We start from the raw sequence: 18,824 nt of genomic DNA on the forward strand, positions 1-18,824 counted from the left end.
TCCTTGTTTCACTTGGATTGAGGCGCAACAAATCGGTACACCCACTCCGGAAAAATTTGAAATGTCTGGCGGTCGTCTTCTCGCTCAAGGTTCGCCAATGCGGTCAAACAACGGTCAGTATCTGTATTCGCCTTTGTATGAAGGCGACCTGCATACCAGCCCGCACCTTCTACCGGCTGCCCCTGCCAGGTGATAACCAGTCCTTGCGATGCCACAAACGGCCGCACGAAACCCAGTTCGGAAACCGAGGCATGGGTGTTGTTATGCAGCAGTAATCCCAAGGCCGAACTGTAATCGGCGGTTTCGTACCGTTGGCCGGGGCCTGGCTCCACGCCTTTTTCCGCCAAGGCGGCCAACGCCAAACGGTTTCCTATCGGATCGGAGCCTGCAACCACCGACACGTCTCGCCCCCGTAACTCCGCCAAAGCTCGTACTCCGGCGGTCGCGCGGGTGACCCAGACAGGGGTCGGAGCTGTACTTTCTCGGTTAACCGCTAAAAGCAGAGGCTGCCCCACACCTTGGCCGCGGCTAAAGCTCAGATGGCTGGGCGCGCCTTGGTCAAACACCAGCTCAGCCTGACAACCGTTTTCAGCTAGAAATCTTTCGAGCCGGTTCTTCGAAACCACCGTTGATCGAGCTTCGGTTTGCACCTTCAACTGCACTAGGCCACCGGCCTCTGCGGCTGGCACTGCCGCCAGCAGAGCCATGACGCACCCGGCCACCGGTTTCAGACTACAACCCCAGCGCATGAGCCCGGTTGGTAAAAAAGATTCCGCTGGGCTTCTGTGCCGGCAAAGTCGTCACTTCCTCTAAAGTCCGAGTGTTGTAAACGGTAATGCGATTGCTATCCCGTGATGACACCCACACCTCTTCGCCGCGGGGGGTGAATTCCATGTGCAACACGGATTGACCCGGCTCCAGGGTTCGGATGATTTCGCGGCTCTGGGAATCAATAACCTGTACTACGTTGTTTTTCGGGTGTGCAAAGCTGACCCAGATCTGGCGGTTATCCGGGCTGGACATCACGAATACCGGCTGGCCCTGAACGGGAATGCGCTGCACCATGTTCCAGTCCTTCATATCTGCCACCAGCACTTCATGGCGACCTACAGCGGGCACAAAGGCCTGGCCATCCGCAATCGCCCAGCCTTCCAAGTGCGGCATTTTGTATACCGGGAGGCGCTGTTCACCTTTGCCATAACCCGGAAGGATGGTTTTGGCGCCCTGCTCCGGGTGCCACAAGTCCATCATCGACAGACCGTCTTCACCAAACAAGCCGGCAATGTAGTAGCGGCCATCGGGGGTAATCAGGGAATCGTAGGGTTCTTTACCGGCATCGAAGCGCGTGATTTCAGGCGGCGTTGCCATCATGTCCACGGTCCAGATTTCACCAGCTTCAAACAGGCTGAAAACAAAGTGGTTGCCAGGTGCATCCACCAGGCCAACGGTTTTGGATTGGTCTTGCTCACCCTGCGCATTAACGTAAGACGCGGGTATTTCCAACACGGTTTCGAGGGTTTCGCTATCGAAGATATTCACGCCGCCGGGCTCGTAATTGGACACAGCAACATAGCGCCCATCCTGAGAGATGGCGCCACCAATGCTGTTGCCCGACTGGATCACGCGGTTCGCGATTGTCATGGTCAGCAAATCGACTTTGGTCAGCCCGCCATCACGACCAAAGACATAGCCATAACGAGCATCCCGGGAATACACCACCGAGGCGTGAGACAAGTCTCCCAAACCTTCCACACGCCCCAGTACATCGCGCTCGGTGTGATCGACCACCAGCACGGAACCGGTAGCCCGCTCGATGATCAGCCCCAGATCTCCGGTGCCTCGAAGCGGCAGAGGTTGCTGAGACTGCAGTGCCTGACAGCCGACTAACGCGGCCACGGCAATCATCATTACAATCCGGCACATTAACTTTGTCATGGTCAATCCTTGCTCATTTAATTAGCGGGTCTTTTCAAGCAGCGCGCCGGATTTCAGCTGGCGGCTAATCCACGCCATGTCGTCATCGGTCAGCAACGCTTTCCAGGGAGGCATGGCCGTTCCGGGCACACCTTCGCGAATAATCGCTTCGATCGCAGCCACTGGCAGCTGCTCGATATCGGAAGGTCGCAACGGCGGCCCCAGACCACCTTTGAACGTTAACCCATGGCAAGAACCACAATCCTGAACAACAAAGTTACGAAGCTCGGCCTCCGTTTTCTTTTCTGCAGAATGGGCAAAAGCCGGCCATAGGGTCAGCACGACCATAAGCAGCAAATACCTGAACCTGTCACCCATCCTACGAGCCATTCGAAAACCTCCGGGAACCTGCAACGGCATGCTGAAACGCCTACCAAATCTCAGCCTTGATATTGCTTAAATTCGGCAGAGGTAGCTAGTGATCTTTGGGCATACCCATGGGGAGGTACTCTCTTGCTTAACCAAATTTTTCTGACATAAATCAATGTCCATAAGTCGTAATAAGAGAACCCTAGCAGTACTCGCAAAGCCCAAGGAGAGAACCCGATGAGAGTGACCAAAATGATTATGAAACCACTGGCGCTGGCCGTGGCCGTTACGTCGCTCGGCGTAATGTCTGCCCACGCTGCCGAGAAGCACGTGGACGGCACCTCCCTCGCTTATGAGGGAACTGCTAGTGCCGTTGACGCCGAGTCTGCGAAGGTTGTCCGCAGCCCCGGCGCACCGGATCTGACCGATGCCGAGTTTGAAAAAGCCAAGGAAATTTACTTCCAGCGCTGCGCCGGTTGTCACGGTGTTTTGCGTAAAGGCGCTACCGGTAAGCCACTGACTCCGGACATTACTCAGGAGCGCGGAATTGATTACCTGAAAGCCTTTATCAGCTATGGCTCCCCGGCCGGTATGCCGAACTGGCTGACCTCCGGTGACTTCGATGAAGCAACCGTAGAGCTGATGGCCAAGTACATCATGCACGAGCCACCACAGCCTCCCGAGTTCAGCCTGGCTGACATGAAGAACACCTGGGAAGTCATCGTGGCACCGGAAGATCGCCCAACCAAGCAGATGAACGATCTGGATCTGGAAAACATATTCAGTGTCACCCTGCGTGACGCCGGTAAGATTGCCCTGATCGACGGCGATTCCAAGGAAGTCGTGAAAATCATCGACACCGGCTACGCGGTACACATCTCCCGGATGTCTGCCTCCGGTCGTTACGTGATGGTGATTGGCCGTGACGCTCTGATCAACATGATCGACCTGTGGATGGAAGAGCCGCAAACCGTTGCCAAGATCAAAGTTGGCATGGAAGCGCGCTCGGTTGAAACCTCCAAGTACAAAGGCTGGGAAGACAAGTACGCCATTGCCGGCACCTACTGGCCACCCCAGTTCGTGATCATGGATGGCGACACCCTTGAGCCCAAGAAAATTGTCAGTACCCGTGGCATGACCGTAAGTAATCAGGAATACCATCCTGAGCCGCGTGTTGCTGCGATTGTGTCTTCACACGAGCATCCCGAGTTCATCATCAACGTAAAAGAAACCGGCAAAATCCTGCTGGCGAACTACGAAGATCTGAGCAACATGAACATCGCTTCTATTGATGCAGCCGAGTTCCTGCACGATGGCGGCTGGGACGGCAGCATGCGTTACTTCATGTCTGCGGCCAACAACTCCAACAAGATTGCAGTGGTTGATGCCAAAGACCGTAACCTGGAAGCCATGGTTGAAGTGGGCAAAATCCCTCACCCGGGCCGTGGTGCTAACTTTGTAGACCCCGAGCATGGACCTGTGTGGGCCACCTCTCACCTGGGTGATCAAACCATCCAGATGATCGGCACCGACCCCGACGGCCACCCGGATAAGGCCTGGAAAGTGGTACGCACGGTTGACGGTCAAGGTGGTGGTTCACTGTTCGTGAAGACCCACCCCAAGTCCACCAACCTGTGGGTAGACACTGCTCTGAACCCCGCTGAAGCCGTCAGTCAGAGCGTAGCGGTATTCGATATCAACAACTTCGATGCGGGCTATGAAGTACTGCCCATTGCCGAATGGGCAAAACTGGGTGAAGGCCCTAAGCGTGTGGTTCAGCCGGAATACAACAAAGCGGGCGACGAAGTCTGGTTCTCTGTTTGGAACACTTCCGACAAGAACTCCGCCATCGTTGTGGTTGACGACAAAACACGCAAGCTGAAGAAGGTCATCAAGGGCGACTACATGGTCACCCCGACCGGTAAGTTCAACACTTACAACACTCAGCACGACGTGTACTGATCCGGCTCCGGCCCGGAGGAGACAACCTGATGAGACTGGACTCCGTAGACAAACAGTTGATCGATCACTACCAGCGCAATTTGCCGGTGTGTGAGCGCCCTTACCTGGAAATGGCCCGTAGCCTGGGCATTTCCGAGGACGAAGTGATCTGCCGCTTGGCCTCGCTCCAGGAGCACCAGGTTCTCAGCCGGGTTGGCCCGGTGTTTGAACACAGCCGGGCAGGCGCCAGCCTGCTGGCTGCCGTGGCTGCCGACCCCACCGAAATGGATACGGTTGCAGCCCGGATCAACGAAGCTCCCGGCGTAAATCACAATTACGCGCGGGAGCACCCATTCAATCTCTGGTTCGTGATGACCGCCCCGGATGAACACACTCTGGACGAACGGCTGGACGAGCTGGAGCAGCGTTTGAAGTTGCCCATACTCAGGCTTCCCATGGTTGAGGGCTATCACATCGACCTGGGCTTCGACATCGACTGGGACGCACTATCATGACCACCCCAGCCCCACAGCCGAACCGCCAAACCGGCAATTTTCTGTTTAACACCGAAGCCTTCAGCGCCTGGGGGTTATTACGGCTCCGTCAGCATCTTGAAGAAGGCCTCCCGCTGACACCACGCCCCTATCTGGAACTGGCCAGGCGAACCGGCCTGACCGAACAACAGGTGCTGGGTGCGGTCGAACACTGGCAACAGCAAGGCCTGATCAAGCGTAACGGCCTGATCGTGAAACACCGCACCCTCGGCTATACCGCCAACGCCATGGTGGTGTGGGATGTTCCCGACGAAAACGTGAGCCAACTCGGAAAAACACTGGCCGCGGTTCCCTTCGTGACCTTGTGCTACCAGCGCCCCAGACGATTGCCCGACTGGCCCTACAACCTGTTCTGCATGATTCACGGTGTAAACCGGGAGCGTGTGTTGGGGCAGCTTGAGCAAATGATCGAAACACACGATCTGGCCGACATTCGCCATTCAGTGCTGTTCAGCAACAAAGCTTATCTTCAACGGGGAGGGCGCTATGTCAGCAATAGCTAAGCCATCCAACCGCGGGAACAGCTCAACCGAAATCCCCGAATTCACCGACACAGAACGCGCTGTTATCAATCGTCTGCAATACGGCCTGCCACTGACTCCGGCACCCTACCGGGATGTTGCGGAAGAACTCGGCATCAGCGAGCAAATGCTGTTAGACACCCTAAAAGCACTATTAGCCAATGGCACTCTGACTCGATTCGGCCCGATGTTTCACGCCGGCGAAATGGGCGGTGGCCTGACTCTGGCCGCCATGCGCATTCCCTCAGAAGACTTTGAGCGAGTCACGGAACAAGTGAACAGCTTTCCGGAAGTGGCCCATAACTATCGCCGGGAACACGAACTGAATATGTGGTTCGTGCTGGCAACGGAAACACCCGATGGTATTGCCGACACCATTCAGCGTATCGAAGCGCTCACGGGCCACCCCGTTTACAACATGCCCAAGGAGCAAGAGTTTCATGTCAACCTCCACTTTGAAGTCTGAGCAGCGCCCCCTCACGCAGCAAGACCGCGAACTGATCATGGCCACACAAGAAGGATTGCCGCTGGTTCCAGACCCTTGGGGCGAACTCGGCCGCCAGCTCAATATGGCCCCCGAAGACGTGCTGGCCCGCTTTCAGGAAATGCAAAACAGCGGTGTAATCCGGCGCGTAGCTGCGGTGCCCGACCATTACAAACTGGGCTACCGCTACAACGGCATGACGGTTTGGGACGTGAACGATGAAGCCATCGCAGAAATGGGCCAGCAAGTCGGTGACCTGCCCTTCGTCAGCCACTGCTACCGACGCCCCCGCCACCTGCCCTATTGGAGCTTTAACCTGTTTGCCATGGTGCACGGCACCAGCCGCGAAGAGGTTGAAGAAAAAGCGCAACGGATAAAAGCGCTGCTGGGCGACACCTGTTCAGGCAACACCATTCTTTACAGCTCCGCGATCCTGAAAAAAACCGGATTACGGTTAAGAAAACAGCAACCTACCCCTTGAAGTACTCCATCAAAGGTATAGATACCACCGGCACCAGAGGGGATAGTGAACAGTATAGAGAGCCGCTAACGGCCAGCCCGGAGGGCCCGCAACGCCCCGCCTGATGAAAGAGAGAATTTTATGTTCCGCATGACCCGTTACATCAAAACCCTGATGAACCCGACTCCGGTCCGCGCGATCCCTAAACCCAGCGGTCCGGTGGTAATCTGGAACCTGATCCGGCGCTGCAACCTGACCTGCAAACACTGCTATTCGATCTCCGCCGACATCGATTTCAAAGGCGAGTTAAGCACTCAGGAAGTCTACACCGTGATGGACGATCTCAAAGCCTACGGTGTGCCGGTTCTGATTCTGTCGGGCGGCGAACCTCTCATGCGACCGGACATTTTCGACATTTCCCACCGGGCAAAAGAAATGGGCTTTTACGTGGGGCTGTCCACCAACGGCACGCTGATCACCGAAGACAACATCGACAAGATCAAAGCCGTCGGTTACGACTACGTAGGCATCAGCATCGACGGCCTGGAAAAGACCCACGACGAATTCCGTCAGAAGAAAGGCGCTTTCCGGGAATCCATGCACGCGGTTGCACTGTGCAAACAAGCGGGCATTAAAGTTGGCTTGCGCTTCACGCTGACACAAGACAACTACCCGGAGCTGCCAGCGATGCTGGAAATGCTCGATGAACACGACATCGACAAATTCTACCTGTCGCACCTGAACTACTCCGGCCGCGGGGGCCGAAACCGCAAGCGCGATGCCTGGTACGACATGACGCGCGACGCCATGACGCTGCTGTTCAACCACTGCCACAACGAACTTCAGCGCGGCATTGAGCGGGAGTACGTCACCGGCAACAACGATGCCGACGGCCCGTTCCTGATCGAGTGGGCGAAAGAGCATTACCCGGATCAGGTCGATGCACTGACCGAACGCCTGACCAATTGGGGCGGCAACTCTTCCGGCGTGAACATTTCCAACATCGACAATCTGGGCACCGTGCATCCCGACACCTTCTGGTGGGACTACAACCTCGGAAACGTTCGGGAAACGCCGTTCTCGGAAATCTGGTCCGAAACCAAAGACCCGTTAATGCAGGGTTTCCGCCAACACCCTCGCCCGGTCAAAGGCCGCTGCGCCGAGTGCAAGTTCCTGAACATCTGTAACGGCAACACCCGGGTTCGGGCTTACAACATCTCTCGCGATTTCTGGGAAGAAGACCCCGGCTGCTACCTCACCAACGAAGAAATTGGTGTTGTAGAAAGCATGCCAAGGCGGGTGGCTGCCGCAGCGATCGAAATCCCGGTCAATAACTTGTAAGGAACGACACCATGAACACAGCTCCACGACAAAAGTGCCTGGTGGAATTCCAACTGGCCGAACAACCCTTGCGCCCGGGAGAAGTCGCCATTGTTGGTGCCGGCCCCGGCGATCCCGGTCTGCTCACACTTAGAGCCCTGATGCTGATTCAGCAAGCCGATGCCATTGTTTACGACCGGCTCGTGTCACCCCAGATTATGGAGCTGGTGAAGCCCGGAGCAGAACGAATCCACGTTGGTAAAGCCAGCGGCTGTCACTTTGTGCCACAAGACGAAACCAACGATTTACTCGTAAAGCTGGCCATCCAGCAGCGCCGCGTGGTTCGTCTGAAAGGAGGCGACCCGTACATCTTCGGGAGAGGCGGCGAAGAAGCCGAGTTTTTGGTGGAAAACGACATCGACTTCCTCGTGGTACCGGGCATTACCTCGGCGGCCGGATGCTCATCTTACTGCGGCATCCCGCTGACTCACCGGGATTACGCCCAAAGCGTGACCTTTGTTACCGGCCACCGCAAAGCCGATCATGCCCTGGAGCTGAACTGGCAGGTTCTGGCCGCACCGGGGCAAACCCGCGTGTTTTACATGGGGCTACACAACGCGCCCACCATCGTGCGTGAACTGACCGCTCATGGGCTTGACGGCAACTGTCCGGTTGCTCTGGTTGAGCGCGGCACCACCCCTCTTCAACACATGACAGTGACCACGCTGAACGACCTCGTGGACACCATTGATCGTGAAGATTTCCAACCGCCAACGCTGATTATTGTGGGTGAAGTGGTGCAGCTGGCAGAAAAACTCGCCCGCCCGGCGCAAGCTGGCTGGCACAGCGCACTGACCAACCGCACAGCAATAACTGGCAGCCGCTTACCTGCCTGAAACCGACCTACATAGCCTGACCGGGAGCCTCTGCTGGTGATGTGTTATCAAACCCGAGCAAACCTGATGAAAAGCCTGCTGCTGGCAGGCGCATTTCTTGCCTTGCCGTGGCAAGCCGCTAATGCAAATGATTCCGGCATCGAGACGCTCTACCTTCAACAATGTGCCGCATGTCATGGTCCTGACCGCTTGGGCGGAATGGGTCCGGCCTTGTTGCCAGAGAATCTTGGGCGCTTGAAACAAACCGAAGCTGAGCGAGTCATTCGCGAAGGCCGGCCAGCCACCCAGATGGGCGGCTACAAGGACATTCTCAACGACCAGCAAATCGCTGACCTGACGAAGTACATCTACCAGCCGCCGAGCCACGAACTCAAGTGGGGCCGCCCTGAAATCCGGAACAGTCAGGTGGTGAATCATGCCGCCGGCACACTGCCAGATGACCCGGTGTTCGAAGCCGACATGATGAACCTGTTTCTGGTGGTTGAAATTGGCGATCACCATGTCACCTTGCTGGACGGTGACAACATGGAGCCTATTCACCGCTTCCCCAGCCGGTTCGCGCTGCACGGCGGGCCTAAATACAGCCCGGATGGTCGCTTTGTCTATTTTGGCTCTCGGGACGGCTGGATCACCAAATACGACATTTATAACCTGAAAGTGGTTGCCGAGGTTCGTGCCGGTATCAACATGCGTAATATCGCCGTCTCTGCGGATGGCCAATATGTCATGGCCGCCAATTACCTTCCCCACACACTAGTGCTGTTTGATGCCGACAATCTCGATCTTCTCGATTTCATTCCGGTAGAGAACGCTCAGGGCGAAAGCTCGCGAGTCAGCGCGGTTTATACCGCTCCGCCCAGAGGTAGCTTTATCGCAGCCCTAAAAGACATTCCCGAAGCCTGGGAAGTTACGGTGCAAGACAATAAAGCCCAACTCCGCCGAATGACCACCGACACCCTGCTGGACGATTTTTTCTTCGACCCCGGCTACCAGCACCTGATCGGCGCAGCGCGAGATGGCAAGCACGGCGTGGTAATCGATCTGGACACCGGGAAGACAACCGCCGAATTGCCATTGCCGGGCATGCCACATCTGGGCTCAGGCATTACCTGGGAGTATCAAGGCCGGCGCGTAATGGCCACACCGCATTTCCGGGCCGGTGCCATTTCCATCATCGACATGGACACTTGGGAGGTTATCAAAACCCTGAAAACCGAAGGCCCAGGGTTCTTCATGCGCAGCCATGAAAACTCTCGCTATGCCTGGGCCGATGTATTCTTTGGGCCCAATGCCGACAAGGTGCACATTATCGACAAGCAGACACTGGAAATCGTGAAAACCCTACAGCCCGCACCCGGCAAAGTAGCGGCCCACGTGGAGTTTGATCGATACGGCGAGAAGCTTCTATTGAGTGTCTGGGATAACGACGGTGCCATCATCGTGTACGACGCGGACACACTGGAAGAAGAAAAACGGATCCCGATGAAAAAACCCTCTGGCAAGTACAACGTGTGGAATAAGATCAATTACGAAGAGGGCACCAGTCACTGATCTTTGAAGGTTTGAGTCCTCATCGGCCAAATGAAATACCATTAACCATTAAAGTCATTTGGAATATTTGTTTTATGGTAGGATAATTGATCTAAGTCACCTCAAAGGGGTTAGAAAATGAACAGCAGAACCAAGCCACCTCTGGCCTCTGCCCCCTGCTTGCTGGGCGATGACGATCCGGAGATTATTCATGACAGCGCGGCGCCTGCGGAAGTCGCCCTGCTGAACGGACTTAGTCGTGCCTTTGGCATTTGTCTGAACGAAAAACAAAACACCAACGAAGCTCTGTTTCTGAGCGACATAGCCCGCCTGTTTCATCAGCGTCGTGTTGATGCCGAAACTCCGCTGGAAAAGCACGACCGCTCTTGGTCGAACGTTTATCTTATCCAGTACGGAATATTGCGTTTATTCCGGGAATCCTCATCCGGCAAAGTAGCGGTTCATCACTTTTTCACAGAGGGCGACCTGGTCTGGCCAGTATTTGGTCGCGCCAGAACCGTTCGTAACACCCTGTGCCTCACCAGCGTTGTTCCGGCAACGCTCTGGGTAGCAGATTTCTCAGCCTTTCGCTCAGCGATACAGCGCCATGGCGACGGCCTATGGGCCAAATTTGCGTTAATGCTTACGGAAGAGATAGCAGAACTGACCAGCATGCGGGAATTTCGTAAACAGACCATGCCAGCCCAGGAACGGTACGCGCTTTTGCTTGAAGAATATCCGGAGCTCGTAAAGCGAGTGCCCGACAACCAACTGGCAGCGTGGCTGGGAGTTGTTCCTGCAACCTTCTCCCGCCTTAAAACGGCTAACAAAAACGCTGTGGGAAACCGCGATTAGTAATGGAAAATCTCTGCGTACACCTGTACGCTCAATCGCATTATTTATTCAGCGGATGAGTCAGGTGACGCAGATGACACAAGAATTAAACCCCGGCGGAACAACCACAAACATCGCCCACGACCGCATCGAAGAATGGATCAACAGCGCCACGCACGGACTGGGTGCCGTTTTGAGTGTTATCGGCACCACTGCGCTGATTGCCGGTGCCAGTCAGATGGGCGACATCTGGAAGATCGTCAGTTTCAGCGTATTTGGCTCATCGCTGATACTACTTTATATGGCTTCCGCTCTGTATCACGGCGCCCGTAGTCCGCAATTAAAGTCCCTCTATAAGACGCTGGACCACTGCGCCATATTCCTGTTAATCGCCGGCACCTACACCCCGTTTTTGCTGGTCAACATGCGCGGCACAACCGGCTGGACGTTGTTCGCGGTGATCTGGTCACTGGCGTTTACCGGCGTGGTATTAAAGGTGATCTTTAAAAACCGCTTTAAACTGGCTCGCGTTGGCATCTACGTAGCGATGGGCTGGTTAATTACTTTTGCTTCTTCAGATTTGGCCGCCAGCCTAAGTGAAACGGCCCTATACCTAACCGTTGCGGGAGGTATCGTTTATACCACGGGCGTGGTGTTTTATCTTGCAGACCGAATCCCCTACATGCACGCGGTTTGGCACCTGTTTGTTATCGGCGGCAGTGCCTGCCATTTCGGCGCCATCTATGTTGGCGTGCTTCCATACACCGTCTAAAGGGTTCGATACGCATGGCCAAATGGTTGGTAAAAACGGAACCGTCTGAATGCAGCATCGATGATTTTGCGCAGAAACCCGACGCCAGTATTCCTTGGGATGGCGTTCGCAATTATCAGGCTCGCAATTTTCTGCGGCAGATGGCCGAAGGCGACCAAGTCTTTATCTACCACGCCAGCTGCAAGCACATTGGCATTGCAGGTATCGTTCGGGTCACAAAAAGCGCCTACCCTGACCCGGCACAATTTGATGCCGAGTCGCCCTACCACGACCCCAAAAGCACACACGAACAGCCCCGCTGGCAAGCCGTTGATATGCAGTTCGTAAAAAAACTCCCGAAACTGATTTCTTTGGATCGCCTGAAAAACATGGACGGTTTAGAAGATTTGCCCTTGGTGCGCAAAGGCAACCGACTTTCCGTTATGCCTGTCAGCGAGGACGAATGGCAGCGTATTCTCGGATAGCCTGCTTAACGTGCCAAACACCGCTCTTCGGTTAGGATCAGGTAGTATATAAAGAGCACAACGTCTGGTTATGCCCCCTTTCGGAGACTGCCATGTTACTGAATTGCGATTTAGGTGAAAGCTTTGGAGCCTGGACCATGGGTATAGACGAGCAGGTCATGCCGTTCATCGACCAGGCCAACATTGCCTGCGGTTTCCATGCCGGTGACCCGGTTACCATGCAGCGCACAGTTCAGTTAGCGCTCAGCCACGGCGTGGCCCTTGGCGCGCACCCGTCTTATCCAGACCTGCAAGGCTTTGGCCGACGCTCGATGACGCTTCAGCCCGACGAAATCACCGCCATGATCAGTTACCAGATCGGCGCACTTAACCATATTGCGGCCTCCCAAGGGGGCCTCGTAAGTTACGTAAAACCCCACGGTGCGCTGTATAACGACATGATGCGCGACGAAAAAATACTCGAAAGCATTCTGCAAGCTCTGAGATGCTCGCCCCACGACCTCGCTCTGATGGCCATGTCTACCGCCGACAACAGCACTCTGAAAGCCCTGTGCGAAAAACATGGCGTGCCGCTTATCCTCGAAGCCTTTGCCGACCGAGGCTATGACGAACGCGGATTTATTGTTCCGCGAACTCAAGCTGGTGCCGTTCACAAAGACTCCGCCACCATCGTTGAACAGGCACGCAATCTTGCAGCCGGCACACCAATACAAACGATCAGTGGCAAACCACTGCAACTTGAAGCGGATTCTTTGTGCGTGCACGGCGATAACCCCGATTCAATCGCCGCTGTTGAAGCGATCCGCAAGGCGCTGAAGGACCTTCATTAATGCGCTGGCAGTGTCAGGTGACCGGTATCGATACCCTCACCCTGTATTTTGGCGACCGTATCGATATCGCGCTCACTGAAAAGATTCGCGTCGCCTCCGAAGCGTTATCAAGCAAACTTGGACCGCGCCTTGTTGATCTGGTGCCTTCTTATACATCGCTCTTACTGCGCTATGACTTGCTGAACGACGATTATTCAAGCCTGCTCGCAGATGTAAAATCCACACTGGATGACTTACCGGAACACGCTGCAGAGCAAAAGGACACAGGCATCATCGACATCCCTGTGTTTTATCACCCCAGTGTAGGCCCCGACCTTGAAGCGATTGCTGCACGATCGGCTTTATCCGTCAAGCAAGTGATTCAACGCCACAGCAATCAGCTTTACCACGTGTTTGCGATCGGTTTCGCACCCGGGTTTGCCTATTTAGGCGAAGTTCCGCAAGAACTGGAAACACCTCGGCTTGCCACGCCTCGTGCAAACGTCCCCGCTGGCAGCCTTGGGATCGCTGATCGGCAAACCGCAATTTATCCAATGGCATCACCCGGGGGCTGGAATCTGATTGGCCGCACGCCGATCTCCCTGTTTGACGCCCGTCGGGAGCAACCATCGCTGTTAAGCGCGGGGCAGCAAGTGCGGTTTCGAGCAATCTCGCGAGACGAATTCCTCGCTCTGGGCGGGCAGATCGAATGAGCTCACATGCGGGTTTCCATGTAACCAAACCAGGTTTTTTCACCTTGCTGCAAGATGCGGGCCGCCGCGGTGTGATGCACATGGGGCTCACCTCGGGCGGGGCCATGGATCGGCATGCATGGGCCTGGGCGAATCGTTTATTAGGCAACAGGTACGGAACACCCGCGTTGGAAATCACCTTTGGTGGAGCGGCATTCACCAGTGGATTGAACACCCAAATTGTCGTGACCGGTGCCGAGGTTCAGCTCACGGTGAACGGCAAGCCAAAACCACTCTGGACCACCATCCGAGTGAACGCCGGAGATAGCGTGTCCTTAAGTGCGCCTCGTGCCGGTGTCCGCTCCTATTTTGCCGTACGCGGCGGCTTTATAGTCAACACGGATCTGGGCAACAGTTGCGCCACGGTAGTCCGCGAAGGGACTGGCGGTCTTCACAGCAATGGCCAACCGCTTGGGCAAGGCGACCTTATACCGTGTAGTGATGCCACCCCGCCGGCCGCAAATCGAAAGATCCCCAGCCAATGGATTCCCGATTACCACGAGCCGCTGACTCTGAACGTGATTTCCTGCGCACAGGTCGATCGGTTTTCCGAAGCCGTGTTTGAGACCTTCTTTGATAACATCTATACCTTGAGCCCCCAAGCTGACCGCATGGGCGCGCGACTTACCGGCCCCGCTTTGGAAGTTGCAGACCGCACACTGATTTCAGAAGGCACCAGTTTGGGCGCCATTCAGGTGCCGGCAGATGGCCAGCCCATCATTCTGCTCAACGACCGGCAAACCATCGGTGGTTACCCAAAGCTGGGCGCGGTTACGCCGCGAAGCTTGGATGCCCTGGCCCAGCGACCACCGGGAACCCAGCTTCGTTTCCGGGAAATACCCTTACCGGAAGCCCAGCAGGAAGAACGTCAGTTTCTGGCATTTTTCAGAACCGCTGGCTCAGTCTGACCTGAACACAAAGCTACCACCAGCCGCACCAGAGCATTAGAATTGCCTCGATTCTTTTACCCGGAGCCCTAGTGATGTCTGTTGAGCTGTCCTCTTCCAACAGTTTTGAACAACTCAAGCGCATTGAATCCAGCAAGATTTTTCAAGGCGCGGTCATTGCCATCATCATTCTTTCCGCCCTGACCATTGGCGCGAAAACCTATGATTTACCGCCGATCGTCGAGCAATCCCTGACGGTGCTGGACAACGCCATCACGCTGTTTTTTTTGGTCGAAATACTCTTCCGTTTCGCCGCCTGCCCGACCAAACGCCGGTTTTTGATGGATGGCTGGAACCTCTTCGATACCTTAGTGGTCATCGGCAGTTTGATCCCGCTCGACAATTCCGAGGCGGTACTGCTGGGCCGACTGCTTCGGGTATTCAGGGTTTTGCGACTGGTTTCCGTGGTGCCCGAACTTCGATTCCTGATTAACTCGCTGCTCAAAGCCATTCCCCGAATGGGCTACATCGCGCTGCTGATGTTCATCATCTTTTACATCTACGCGGCGATTGGCTCGATGTTCTTCGCCAGCGTGGATGAGGAACTCTGGGGCGATGTGGCCATATCGATGCTCACCCTATTCCGGGTGGCCACGTTCGAAGACTGGACCGATGTCATGTACGCCACCATGGCAGATTATCCACTCAGTTGGATTTTCTATCTCACTTTTATATTCCTCACCGCGTTCGTATTTCTGAACATGATGATCGGGGCGATTCTGGAAGTAATGGGCGAGGAGCAAAATGCTGAGGCGGCACAGAAGGCCCACGATGAACGTGACCAAATCGTGCAGCAACTCCAATCGGTTCAGCGCAAACTTGATGAACTGAGCGAGAAACTGGAGCGGTGATTTGCGGGCAGGCGTTGGCTTCAACTGGCTTTATCTTCTACTCTCTAGATTAGTTTTCCCACTTATCAGAGGAGAAAAACATGGCCGATAAGCCCAAGTTAACGTCTGTTTCAGGCTGCCCGATCGCGAACAACCAAGACAGCCTAACCGCTGGTCCGCGGGGCCCGATATTACTGCAAGACGCCTGGTTTCTGGAAAAGATGGCGCACTTCGACCGTGAGGTAATCCCGGAACGGCGCATGCACGCTAAAGGTTCGGGCGCGTTCGGCCAATTCACCGTAACCCAAGACATTACTCAATACACCAAAGCCGCTCTGTTTAGCGAGATCGGCAAGAAAACCGACATGTTTGTGCGCTTTTCAACGGTCGCCGGCGAGCGTGGCGCAGCCGATGCCGAGCGTGATATTCGCGGGTTTGCGATGCGCTTTTATACCGAACAGGGCAACTGGGATTTGGTGGGCAACAACACCCCGGTTTTCTTCTTCCGCGACCCGCTAAAATTCCCTGATCTGAACCATGCGGTAAAACGAGATCCGCGCACCAACATGCGCAGCCCAACCAATAACTGGGATTTCTGGACAGGTTTGCCGGAAGCCTTGCACCAAGTCACCATCGTGATGAGTGACCGCGGAATCCCGGCGTCCTACCGTCATATGCATGGTTTCGGCTCACATACGTTCAGCTTCATCAGTCCGGACAATGAACGCTACTGGGTGAAGTTCCACTTTAAGACCCAGCAAGGCATCAAAAATCTGACAGACCAGGAAGCCGCTGAACTGGTTGGTCAGGACCGCGAAAGCTCCCAACGTGATCTGTACGAAGCCATCGAGGGCGGCGATTTCCCGCGCTGGACCATGTATGTGCAAATCATGCCGGAAGCGGACGCGGCGAAAGTGCCCTACCACCCCTTCGACCTGACCAAAGTTTGGCCTAAAGGCGATTACCCGCTTATCGAGGTCGGCTACTTCGAATTGAACAAAAACCCTGAGAACTACTTTGCTGATGTTGAGCAGGCTGCATTCAACCCGGCGCATGTCGTTCCGGGCATTGGCTTCTCGCCCGACCGAATGCTACAGGGTCGCCTGTTTTCCTACGGCGATGCGCAACGCTATCGTTTGGGGGTTAATCACTCACAAATCCCGGTCAACACACCACGCTGCCCGTTCCACAGTTATCACCGGGACGGTCTGATGCGGGTAGATGGCAACCAGGGTAGCCGCTTGCACTACGAGCCAAACAGCTACGGTGAATGGCAGGAGCAGCCAGACTTCTCCGAACCGCCACTCGCTCTGGAAGGTGATGCAGATCGCTTCGACTTCTGGGAAACAGAACCGGACTACTTCACGCAACCGGGCAACCTGTTCCGTCTGATGAGCCCCGAACAGCAGCAAGTACTGTTTGAAAACACCGCCCGCAACATGGACGGCGTGCCCGAAGAGATCAAGCTGAGGCATATCGGACATTGCGCGAAAGCAGATCCCGCCTACGGCGAAGGCGTTGCGAAAGCAATGGGTTTGAAAGTACCCAAATAAACGGAAAACACAGCCATAAAAAACGCCCATGCCTCGAACAGAAGCATGGGCGTTTTCTTTCTACCGGGGTTTTTAGCCTTGAGCGTTAACCCAGCAACGGCTTAGCCATGGCCAAATGGAAAATGGCGCTCACCTGCACCAGGGCAAGAATGGCAGCAATCACCCGAACCGGCGTGGAAAACTTGGGTTTGATGGCAAACACACCTGCAACAATATAACCCACCAACAACACGATCTTGGCAATCAGCCAGCCCGGCATGCTTGATGCGTAACCCGCCACAAACAACAGAGCGATGGCCGCTACCAACAGAACGGTATCGTTAGCATGGGGAATCCAACGCAGGGGTGTTTCCCGCCAACCCGGGCGGCCAACAACGTCCAGCAGCAATCTCAGCGCGAACAAGGTTATGGTCAGATACGCGGCAGTCATGTGCAAGTGCTTTAAAATCATATAGGCGGTCATTCAAACTTCCCTTTTCCTTCAGAATGTTGCCGCCATTGTACGCAAAATACCCCCAAGCAGGTATGGTGAATAAATAACCGGGGGATTAACATATACGTAAAATATATGTATATGGGAGACATCTATGCAGGCGCACCCAACCTCTGCAGAACAAAGCGGCGCGAGCCTTAAGCAACTGTTCGCCTATCCGTTCCGGATCTTCTTCCTGTCAATGACAGTGCTAACGCTTGTCGGCATTCCGCTCTGGGTGCTGGAAGTGTCCGGGGTCATTCAACTGCCCTTGGCCATGCCCGCACTGTTCTGGCATCAACACGAAATGCTGTTCGGCTTTTTATCCGCCGCCATTGCCGGATTTTTGCTGACCGCTGTTTGTGTCTGGACCCAAACAGAGCGCATACACGGGATTCCGCTGATGTTGCTGTGGGCCGTCTGGCTGGCCGGGCGTTTGCTGCTGGCGCTGGGCGGCAGCCTGCCAGAGCTGTTAGTACACGCCGTCAATCTGGCCTTTTTACCTCTGGTGATGATCGATGCTGGCTGGCGCATCTGGCATGCACGGCAAAAACGGCAGCTCATGATTCTGGCCGTACTCGGCCTGCTCTGGCTGATGCAGGTCGGCTTCGTTACCCGACTCGACATGTCTTTCAGTTACGGCGCACTGATTATGGCAATGGCTTTGATCAGCATCGTGGGCGGCCGAATCACGCCGGCATTTACCGCTGGCTGGCTGCGTCAGCGTGGTTACGATGCGTCTCGCGTGAAAATGATTGCACCGCTGGATCTGGTCAATTTGCTCGCCATGGTTGTATTGATGGCCTCACTGGTTACCGGCTGGCAAATCCTGACAGCCATTCTCGCTCTGATCGCAGCCGGACTAATGCTCACTCGCCTGTTTAACTGGAAAGGCTGGCTCGCGCGCTCGGAACCCTTGCTCTGGATTTTGCATCTGTCCTTACTCTGGGTGCCTGTAGCTTTGATTCTTCTGGCCGGCTCGCTGTTGGCCGGATGGCCCTCAAGCGCGTGGAGTCACGCGGCAGGCACTGGCGCAGTCGGCTGTTTGATACTGGGTGTGATTGCCCGAGTATCCCTCGGCCACACCGGCCGCCCGCTCCAGTTACCGAGAGGCATGGTGGCGGCGTTTGTTGCCATTCAGTTGGCGGCACTTATCCGGGTGCTGACCGCTCTCGAAGTTATCCCATGGCACCCGGGCATTGGCTCGAGCACCGTGCTTTGGGTGTTTGCATACGGCGTATTCCTCATTCGCTACACCGGTGTTCTGGCGAGCCCGAGAGCAGACGGCAAAGAGGGCTGAATCAGCTCTAGACAACCGTGACGGAAATCAAACAGGCGTGTCAATTTTGCAATCATCCACTAAAGGTCAATAGCTGTTTTCGTATCAGGCGCTAAAGTAGGT

The 18,824-nt window shown here is 55.3% G+C and carries 20 protein-coding genes and 1 pseudogene; 17 read left to right on the forward strand and 4 right to left on the reverse strand.

Going from position 1 to position 18,824, the window contains the following annotated elements; translation table 11 throughout:
* Positions 1-8 precede the first annotated feature (8 nt).
* The 3 genes from DOQ08_RS08235 to DOQ08_RS08245 are packed head-to-tail and all read right to left on the reverse strand — an operon-like array spanning position 9 to position 2,304.
* Complete coding sequence (locus tag DOQ08_RS08235) at positions 9-707, reverse strand: type 2 periplasmic-binding domain-containing protein (RefSeq protein ID WP_114334426.1); 699 nt, start codon at positions 705-707, stop codon at positions 9-11.
* A gap of 25 nt (positions 708-732) precedes the next feature.
* Entirely contained in the window at positions 733-1,923 is a 1,191-nt protein-coding gene (locus tag DOQ08_RS08240) for a cytochrome D1 domain-containing protein (RefSeq protein ID WP_406565355.1), read from the reverse strand.
* 33 nt (positions 1,924-1,956) lie between these two features.
* Positions 1,957-2,304, reverse strand: a complete 348-nt coding sequence (locus DOQ08_RS08245) for a c-type cytochrome (RefSeq protein ID WP_227537551.1) — start codon at positions 2,302-2,304, stop codon at positions 1,957-1,959.
* A gap of 216 nt (positions 2,305-2,520) precedes the next feature.
* Here DOQ08_RS08245 and DOQ08_RS08250 point away from each other — a divergent pair, with 216 nt between their 5' ends.
* From DOQ08_RS08250 to DOQ08_RS08325, 16 genes and pseudogenes are all read left to right on the forward strand, one after another.
* A complete protein-coding gene (locus tag DOQ08_RS08250) occupies positions 2,521-4,245 on the forward strand; it encodes a nitrite reductase (protein ID WP_114334428.1) in 1,725 nt (574 codons plus the stop codon).
* A 29-nt stretch (positions 4,246-4,274) separates the two neighbouring features.
* Complete coding sequence (locus tag DOQ08_RS08255; RefSeq protein WP_114334429.1) at positions 4,275-4,739, forward strand: AsnC family transcriptional regulator; 465 nt, start codon at positions 4,275-4,277, stop codon at positions 4,737-4,739.
* Entirely contained in the window at positions 4,736-5,281 is a 546-nt protein-coding gene (ahbB, locus tag DOQ08_RS08260; RefSeq protein ID WP_114334430.1) for a siroheme decarboxylase subunit beta, read from the forward strand. Before DOQ08_RS08255 ends, ahbB (DOQ08_RS08260) begins: the two co-directional genes overlap by 4 nt.
* A complete protein-coding gene (locus DOQ08_RS08265; RefSeq protein WP_114334730.1) occupies positions 5,265-5,765 on the forward strand; it encodes an Lrp/AsnC family transcriptional regulator in 501 nt (166 codons plus the stop codon). The genes ahbB (DOQ08_RS08260) and DOQ08_RS08265 overlap by 17 nt, the downstream gene beginning before the upstream one ends.
* Positions 5,740-6,264 carry a siroheme decarboxylase subunit beta gene (gene ahbB / locus DOQ08_RS08270; RefSeq protein WP_114334431.1) on the forward strand — a complete coding sequence of 175 codons (525 nt, stop codon included), beginning with the start codon at positions 5,740-5,742 and terminating at the stop codon, positions 6,262-6,264. The genes DOQ08_RS08265 and ahbB (DOQ08_RS08270) overlap by 26 nt, the downstream gene beginning before the upstream one ends.
* A 120-nt stretch (positions 6,265-6,384) precedes the next feature.
* The gene (gene nirJ, locus DOQ08_RS08275) at positions 6,385-7,584 is read left to right on the forward strand and encodes a heme d1 biosynthesis radical SAM protein NirJ (protein WP_114334432.1); all 1,200 of its coding nucleotides are present in this window, start codon (positions 6,385-6,387) and stop codon (positions 7,582-7,584) included.
* Positions 7,585-7,649: 65 nt separating this feature from the next.
* A pseudogene (gene cobA, locus DOQ08_RS08280) lies at positions 7,650-8,459 on the forward strand (uroporphyrinogen-III C-methyltransferase); the annotation flags it as partial.
* A 66-nt stretch (positions 8,460-8,525) separates the two neighbouring features.
* Positions 8,526-10,010 (forward strand): cytochrome D1 domain-containing protein, encoded by a 1,485-nt coding sequence (locus DOQ08_RS08285; protein ID WP_206074815.1) that lies wholly within the window; start codon positions 8,526-8,528, stop codon positions 10,008-10,010.
* A gap of 117 nt (positions 10,011-10,127) precedes the next feature.
* Entirely contained in the window at positions 10,128-10,844 is a 717-nt protein-coding gene (locus DOQ08_RS08290; RefSeq protein ID WP_114334435.1) for a Crp/Fnr family transcriptional regulator, read from the forward strand.
* A gap of 73 nt (positions 10,845-10,917) precedes the next feature.
* The gene (trhA, locus tag DOQ08_RS08295; protein WP_114334436.1) at positions 10,918-11,595 is read left to right on the forward strand and encodes a PAQR family membrane homeostasis protein TrhA; all 678 of its coding nucleotides are present in this window, start codon (positions 10,918-10,920) and stop codon (positions 11,593-11,595) included.
* 14 nt (positions 11,596-11,609) lie between these two features.
* Positions 11,610-12,059: an EVE domain-containing protein gene (locus DOQ08_RS08300; protein WP_114334437.1), complete on the forward strand. Its 450-nt coding sequence runs from the start codon at positions 11,610-11,612 to the stop codon at positions 12,057-12,059.
* 92 nt (positions 12,060-12,151) lie between these two features.
* On the forward strand, positions 12,152-12,889 hold the full coding sequence (locus tag DOQ08_RS08305) for a 5-oxoprolinase subunit PxpA (RefSeq protein ID WP_114334438.1): 738 nt from the start codon (positions 12,152-12,154) through the stop codon (positions 12,887-12,889).
* On the forward strand, positions 12,889-13,581 hold the full coding sequence (gene pxpB / locus DOQ08_RS08310) for a 5-oxoprolinase subunit PxpB (RefSeq protein WP_114334439.1): 693 nt from the start codon (positions 12,889-12,891) through the stop codon (positions 13,579-13,581). The genes DOQ08_RS08305 and pxpB overlap by 1 nt, the downstream gene beginning before the upstream one ends.
* Positions 13,578-14,528 (forward strand): 5-oxoprolinase subunit C family protein, encoded by a 951-nt coding sequence (locus DOQ08_RS08315; protein WP_114334440.1) that lies wholly within the window; start codon positions 13,578-13,580, stop codon positions 14,526-14,528. The genes pxpB and DOQ08_RS08315 overlap by 4 nt, the downstream gene beginning before the upstream one ends.
* 74 nt (positions 14,529-14,602) lie before the next feature.
* Positions 14,603-15,418, forward strand: a complete 816-nt coding sequence (locus DOQ08_RS08320) for an ion transporter (protein WP_114334441.1) — start codon at positions 14,603-14,605, stop codon at positions 15,416-15,418.
* A gap of 80 nt (positions 15,419-15,498) precedes the next feature.
* Entirely contained in the window at positions 15,499-16,950 is a 1,452-nt protein-coding gene (locus tag DOQ08_RS08325) for a catalase (protein ID WP_114334442.1), read from the forward strand.
* An 85-nt stretch (positions 16,951-17,035) separates the two neighbouring features.
* Here the strand turns inward: DOQ08_RS08325 and DOQ08_RS08330 are convergent, their stop codons facing one another.
* A complete protein-coding gene (locus tag DOQ08_RS08330) occupies positions 17,036-17,413 on the reverse strand; it encodes a SirB2 family protein (RefSeq protein ID WP_114334443.1) in 378 nt (125 codons plus the stop codon).
* 124 nt (positions 17,414-17,537) lie between these two features.
* On the opposite strand from DOQ08_RS08330, the gene DOQ08_RS08335 reads away from it, so the two are divergent.
* Complete coding sequence (locus DOQ08_RS08335; RefSeq protein ID WP_114334444.1) at positions 17,538-18,722, forward strand: NnrS family protein; 1,185 nt, start codon at positions 17,538-17,540, stop codon at positions 18,720-18,722.
* The last annotated feature ends 102 nt before the right edge of the window (positions 18,723-18,824 follow it).

Origin of the sequence: Marinobacter litoralis, from assembly GCF_003336705.1 — a bacterium.
In the GTDB taxonomy this organism is placed as follows: Bacteria; Pseudomonadota; Gammaproteobacteria; order Pseudomonadales; family Oleiphilaceae; genus Marinobacter; species Marinobacter litoralis.

Excerpts from the sequence above, each read along its gene's own strand:
- DOQ08_RS08240 (WP_406565355.1), bottom strand. The coding sequence starts at position 1,923 with ATGTGCCGGATTGTAATGATGATTGCCGTGGCCGCGTTAGTCGGCTGT.
- DOQ08_RS08335 (WP_114334444.1), top strand. The coding sequence starts at position 17,538 with ATGCAGGCGCACCCAACCTCTGCAGAACAAAGCGGCGCGAGCCTTAAG.
- DOQ08_RS08325 (WP_114334442.1), top strand. The coding sequence starts at position 15,499 with ATGGCCGATAAGCCCAAGTTAACGTCTGTTTCAGGCTGCCCGATCGCG.
- ahbB (WP_114334430.1), top strand. The coding sequence starts at position 4,736 with ATGACCACCCCAGCCCCACAGCCGAACCGCCAAACCGGCAATTTTCTG.
- trhA (WP_114334436.1), top strand. The coding sequence starts at position 10,918 with ATGACACAAGAATTAAACCCCGGCGGAACAACCACAAACATCGCCCAC.
- DOQ08_RS08315 (WP_114334440.1), top strand. The coding sequence starts at position 13,578 with ATGAGCTCACATGCGGGTTTCCATGTAACCAAACCAGGTTTTTTCACC.
- pxpB (WP_114334439.1), top strand. The coding sequence starts at position 12,889 with ATGCGCTGGCAGTGTCAGGTGACCGGTATCGATACCCTCACCCTGTAT.
- DOQ08_RS08235 (WP_114334426.1), bottom strand. The coding sequence starts at position 707 with ATGGCTCTGCTGGCGGCAGTGCCAGCCGCAGAGGCCGGTGGCCTAGTG.
- ahbB (WP_114334431.1), top strand. The coding sequence starts at position 5,740 with ATGTCAACCTCCACTTTGAAGTCTGAGCAGCGCCCCCTCACGCAGCAA.
- DOQ08_RS08285 (WP_206074815.1), top strand. The coding sequence starts at position 8,526 with ATGAAAAGCCTGCTGCTGGCAGGCGCATTTCTTGCCTTGCCGTGGCAA.
- DOQ08_RS08330 (WP_114334443.1), bottom strand. The coding sequence starts at position 17,413 with ATGACCGCCTATATGATTTTAAAGCACTTGCACATGACTGCCGCGTAT.
- DOQ08_RS08320 (WP_114334441.1), top strand. The coding sequence starts at position 14,603 with ATGTCTGTTGAGCTGTCCTCTTCCAACAGTTTTGAACAACTCAAGCGC.
- DOQ08_RS08290 (WP_114334435.1), top strand. The coding sequence starts at position 10,128 with ATGAACAGCAGAACCAAGCCACCTCTGGCCTCTGCCCCCTGCTTGCTG.
- DOQ08_RS08250 (WP_114334428.1), top strand. The coding sequence starts at position 2,521 with ATGAGAGTGACCAAAATGATTATGAAACCACTGGCGCTGGCCGTGGCC.
- DOQ08_RS08245 (WP_227537551.1), bottom strand. The coding sequence starts at position 2,304 with ATGGCTCGTAGGATGGGTGACAGGTTCAGGTATTTGCTGCTTATGGTC.
- nirJ (WP_114334432.1), top strand. The coding sequence starts at position 6,385 with ATGTTCCGCATGACCCGTTACATCAAAACCCTGATGAACCCGACTCCG.
- DOQ08_RS08300 (WP_114334437.1), top strand. The coding sequence starts at position 11,610 with ATGGCCAAATGGTTGGTAAAAACGGAACCGTCTGAATGCAGCATCGAT.
- DOQ08_RS08305 (WP_114334438.1), top strand. The coding sequence starts at position 12,152 with ATGTTACTGAATTGCGATTTAGGTGAAAGCTTTGGAGCCTGGACCATG.
- DOQ08_RS08265 (WP_114334730.1), top strand. The coding sequence starts at position 5,265 with ATGTCAGCAATAGCTAAGCCATCCAACCGCGGGAACAGCTCAACCGAA.
- DOQ08_RS08255 (WP_114334429.1), top strand. The coding sequence starts at position 4,275 with ATGAGACTGGACTCCGTAGACAAACAGTTGATCGATCACTACCAGCGC.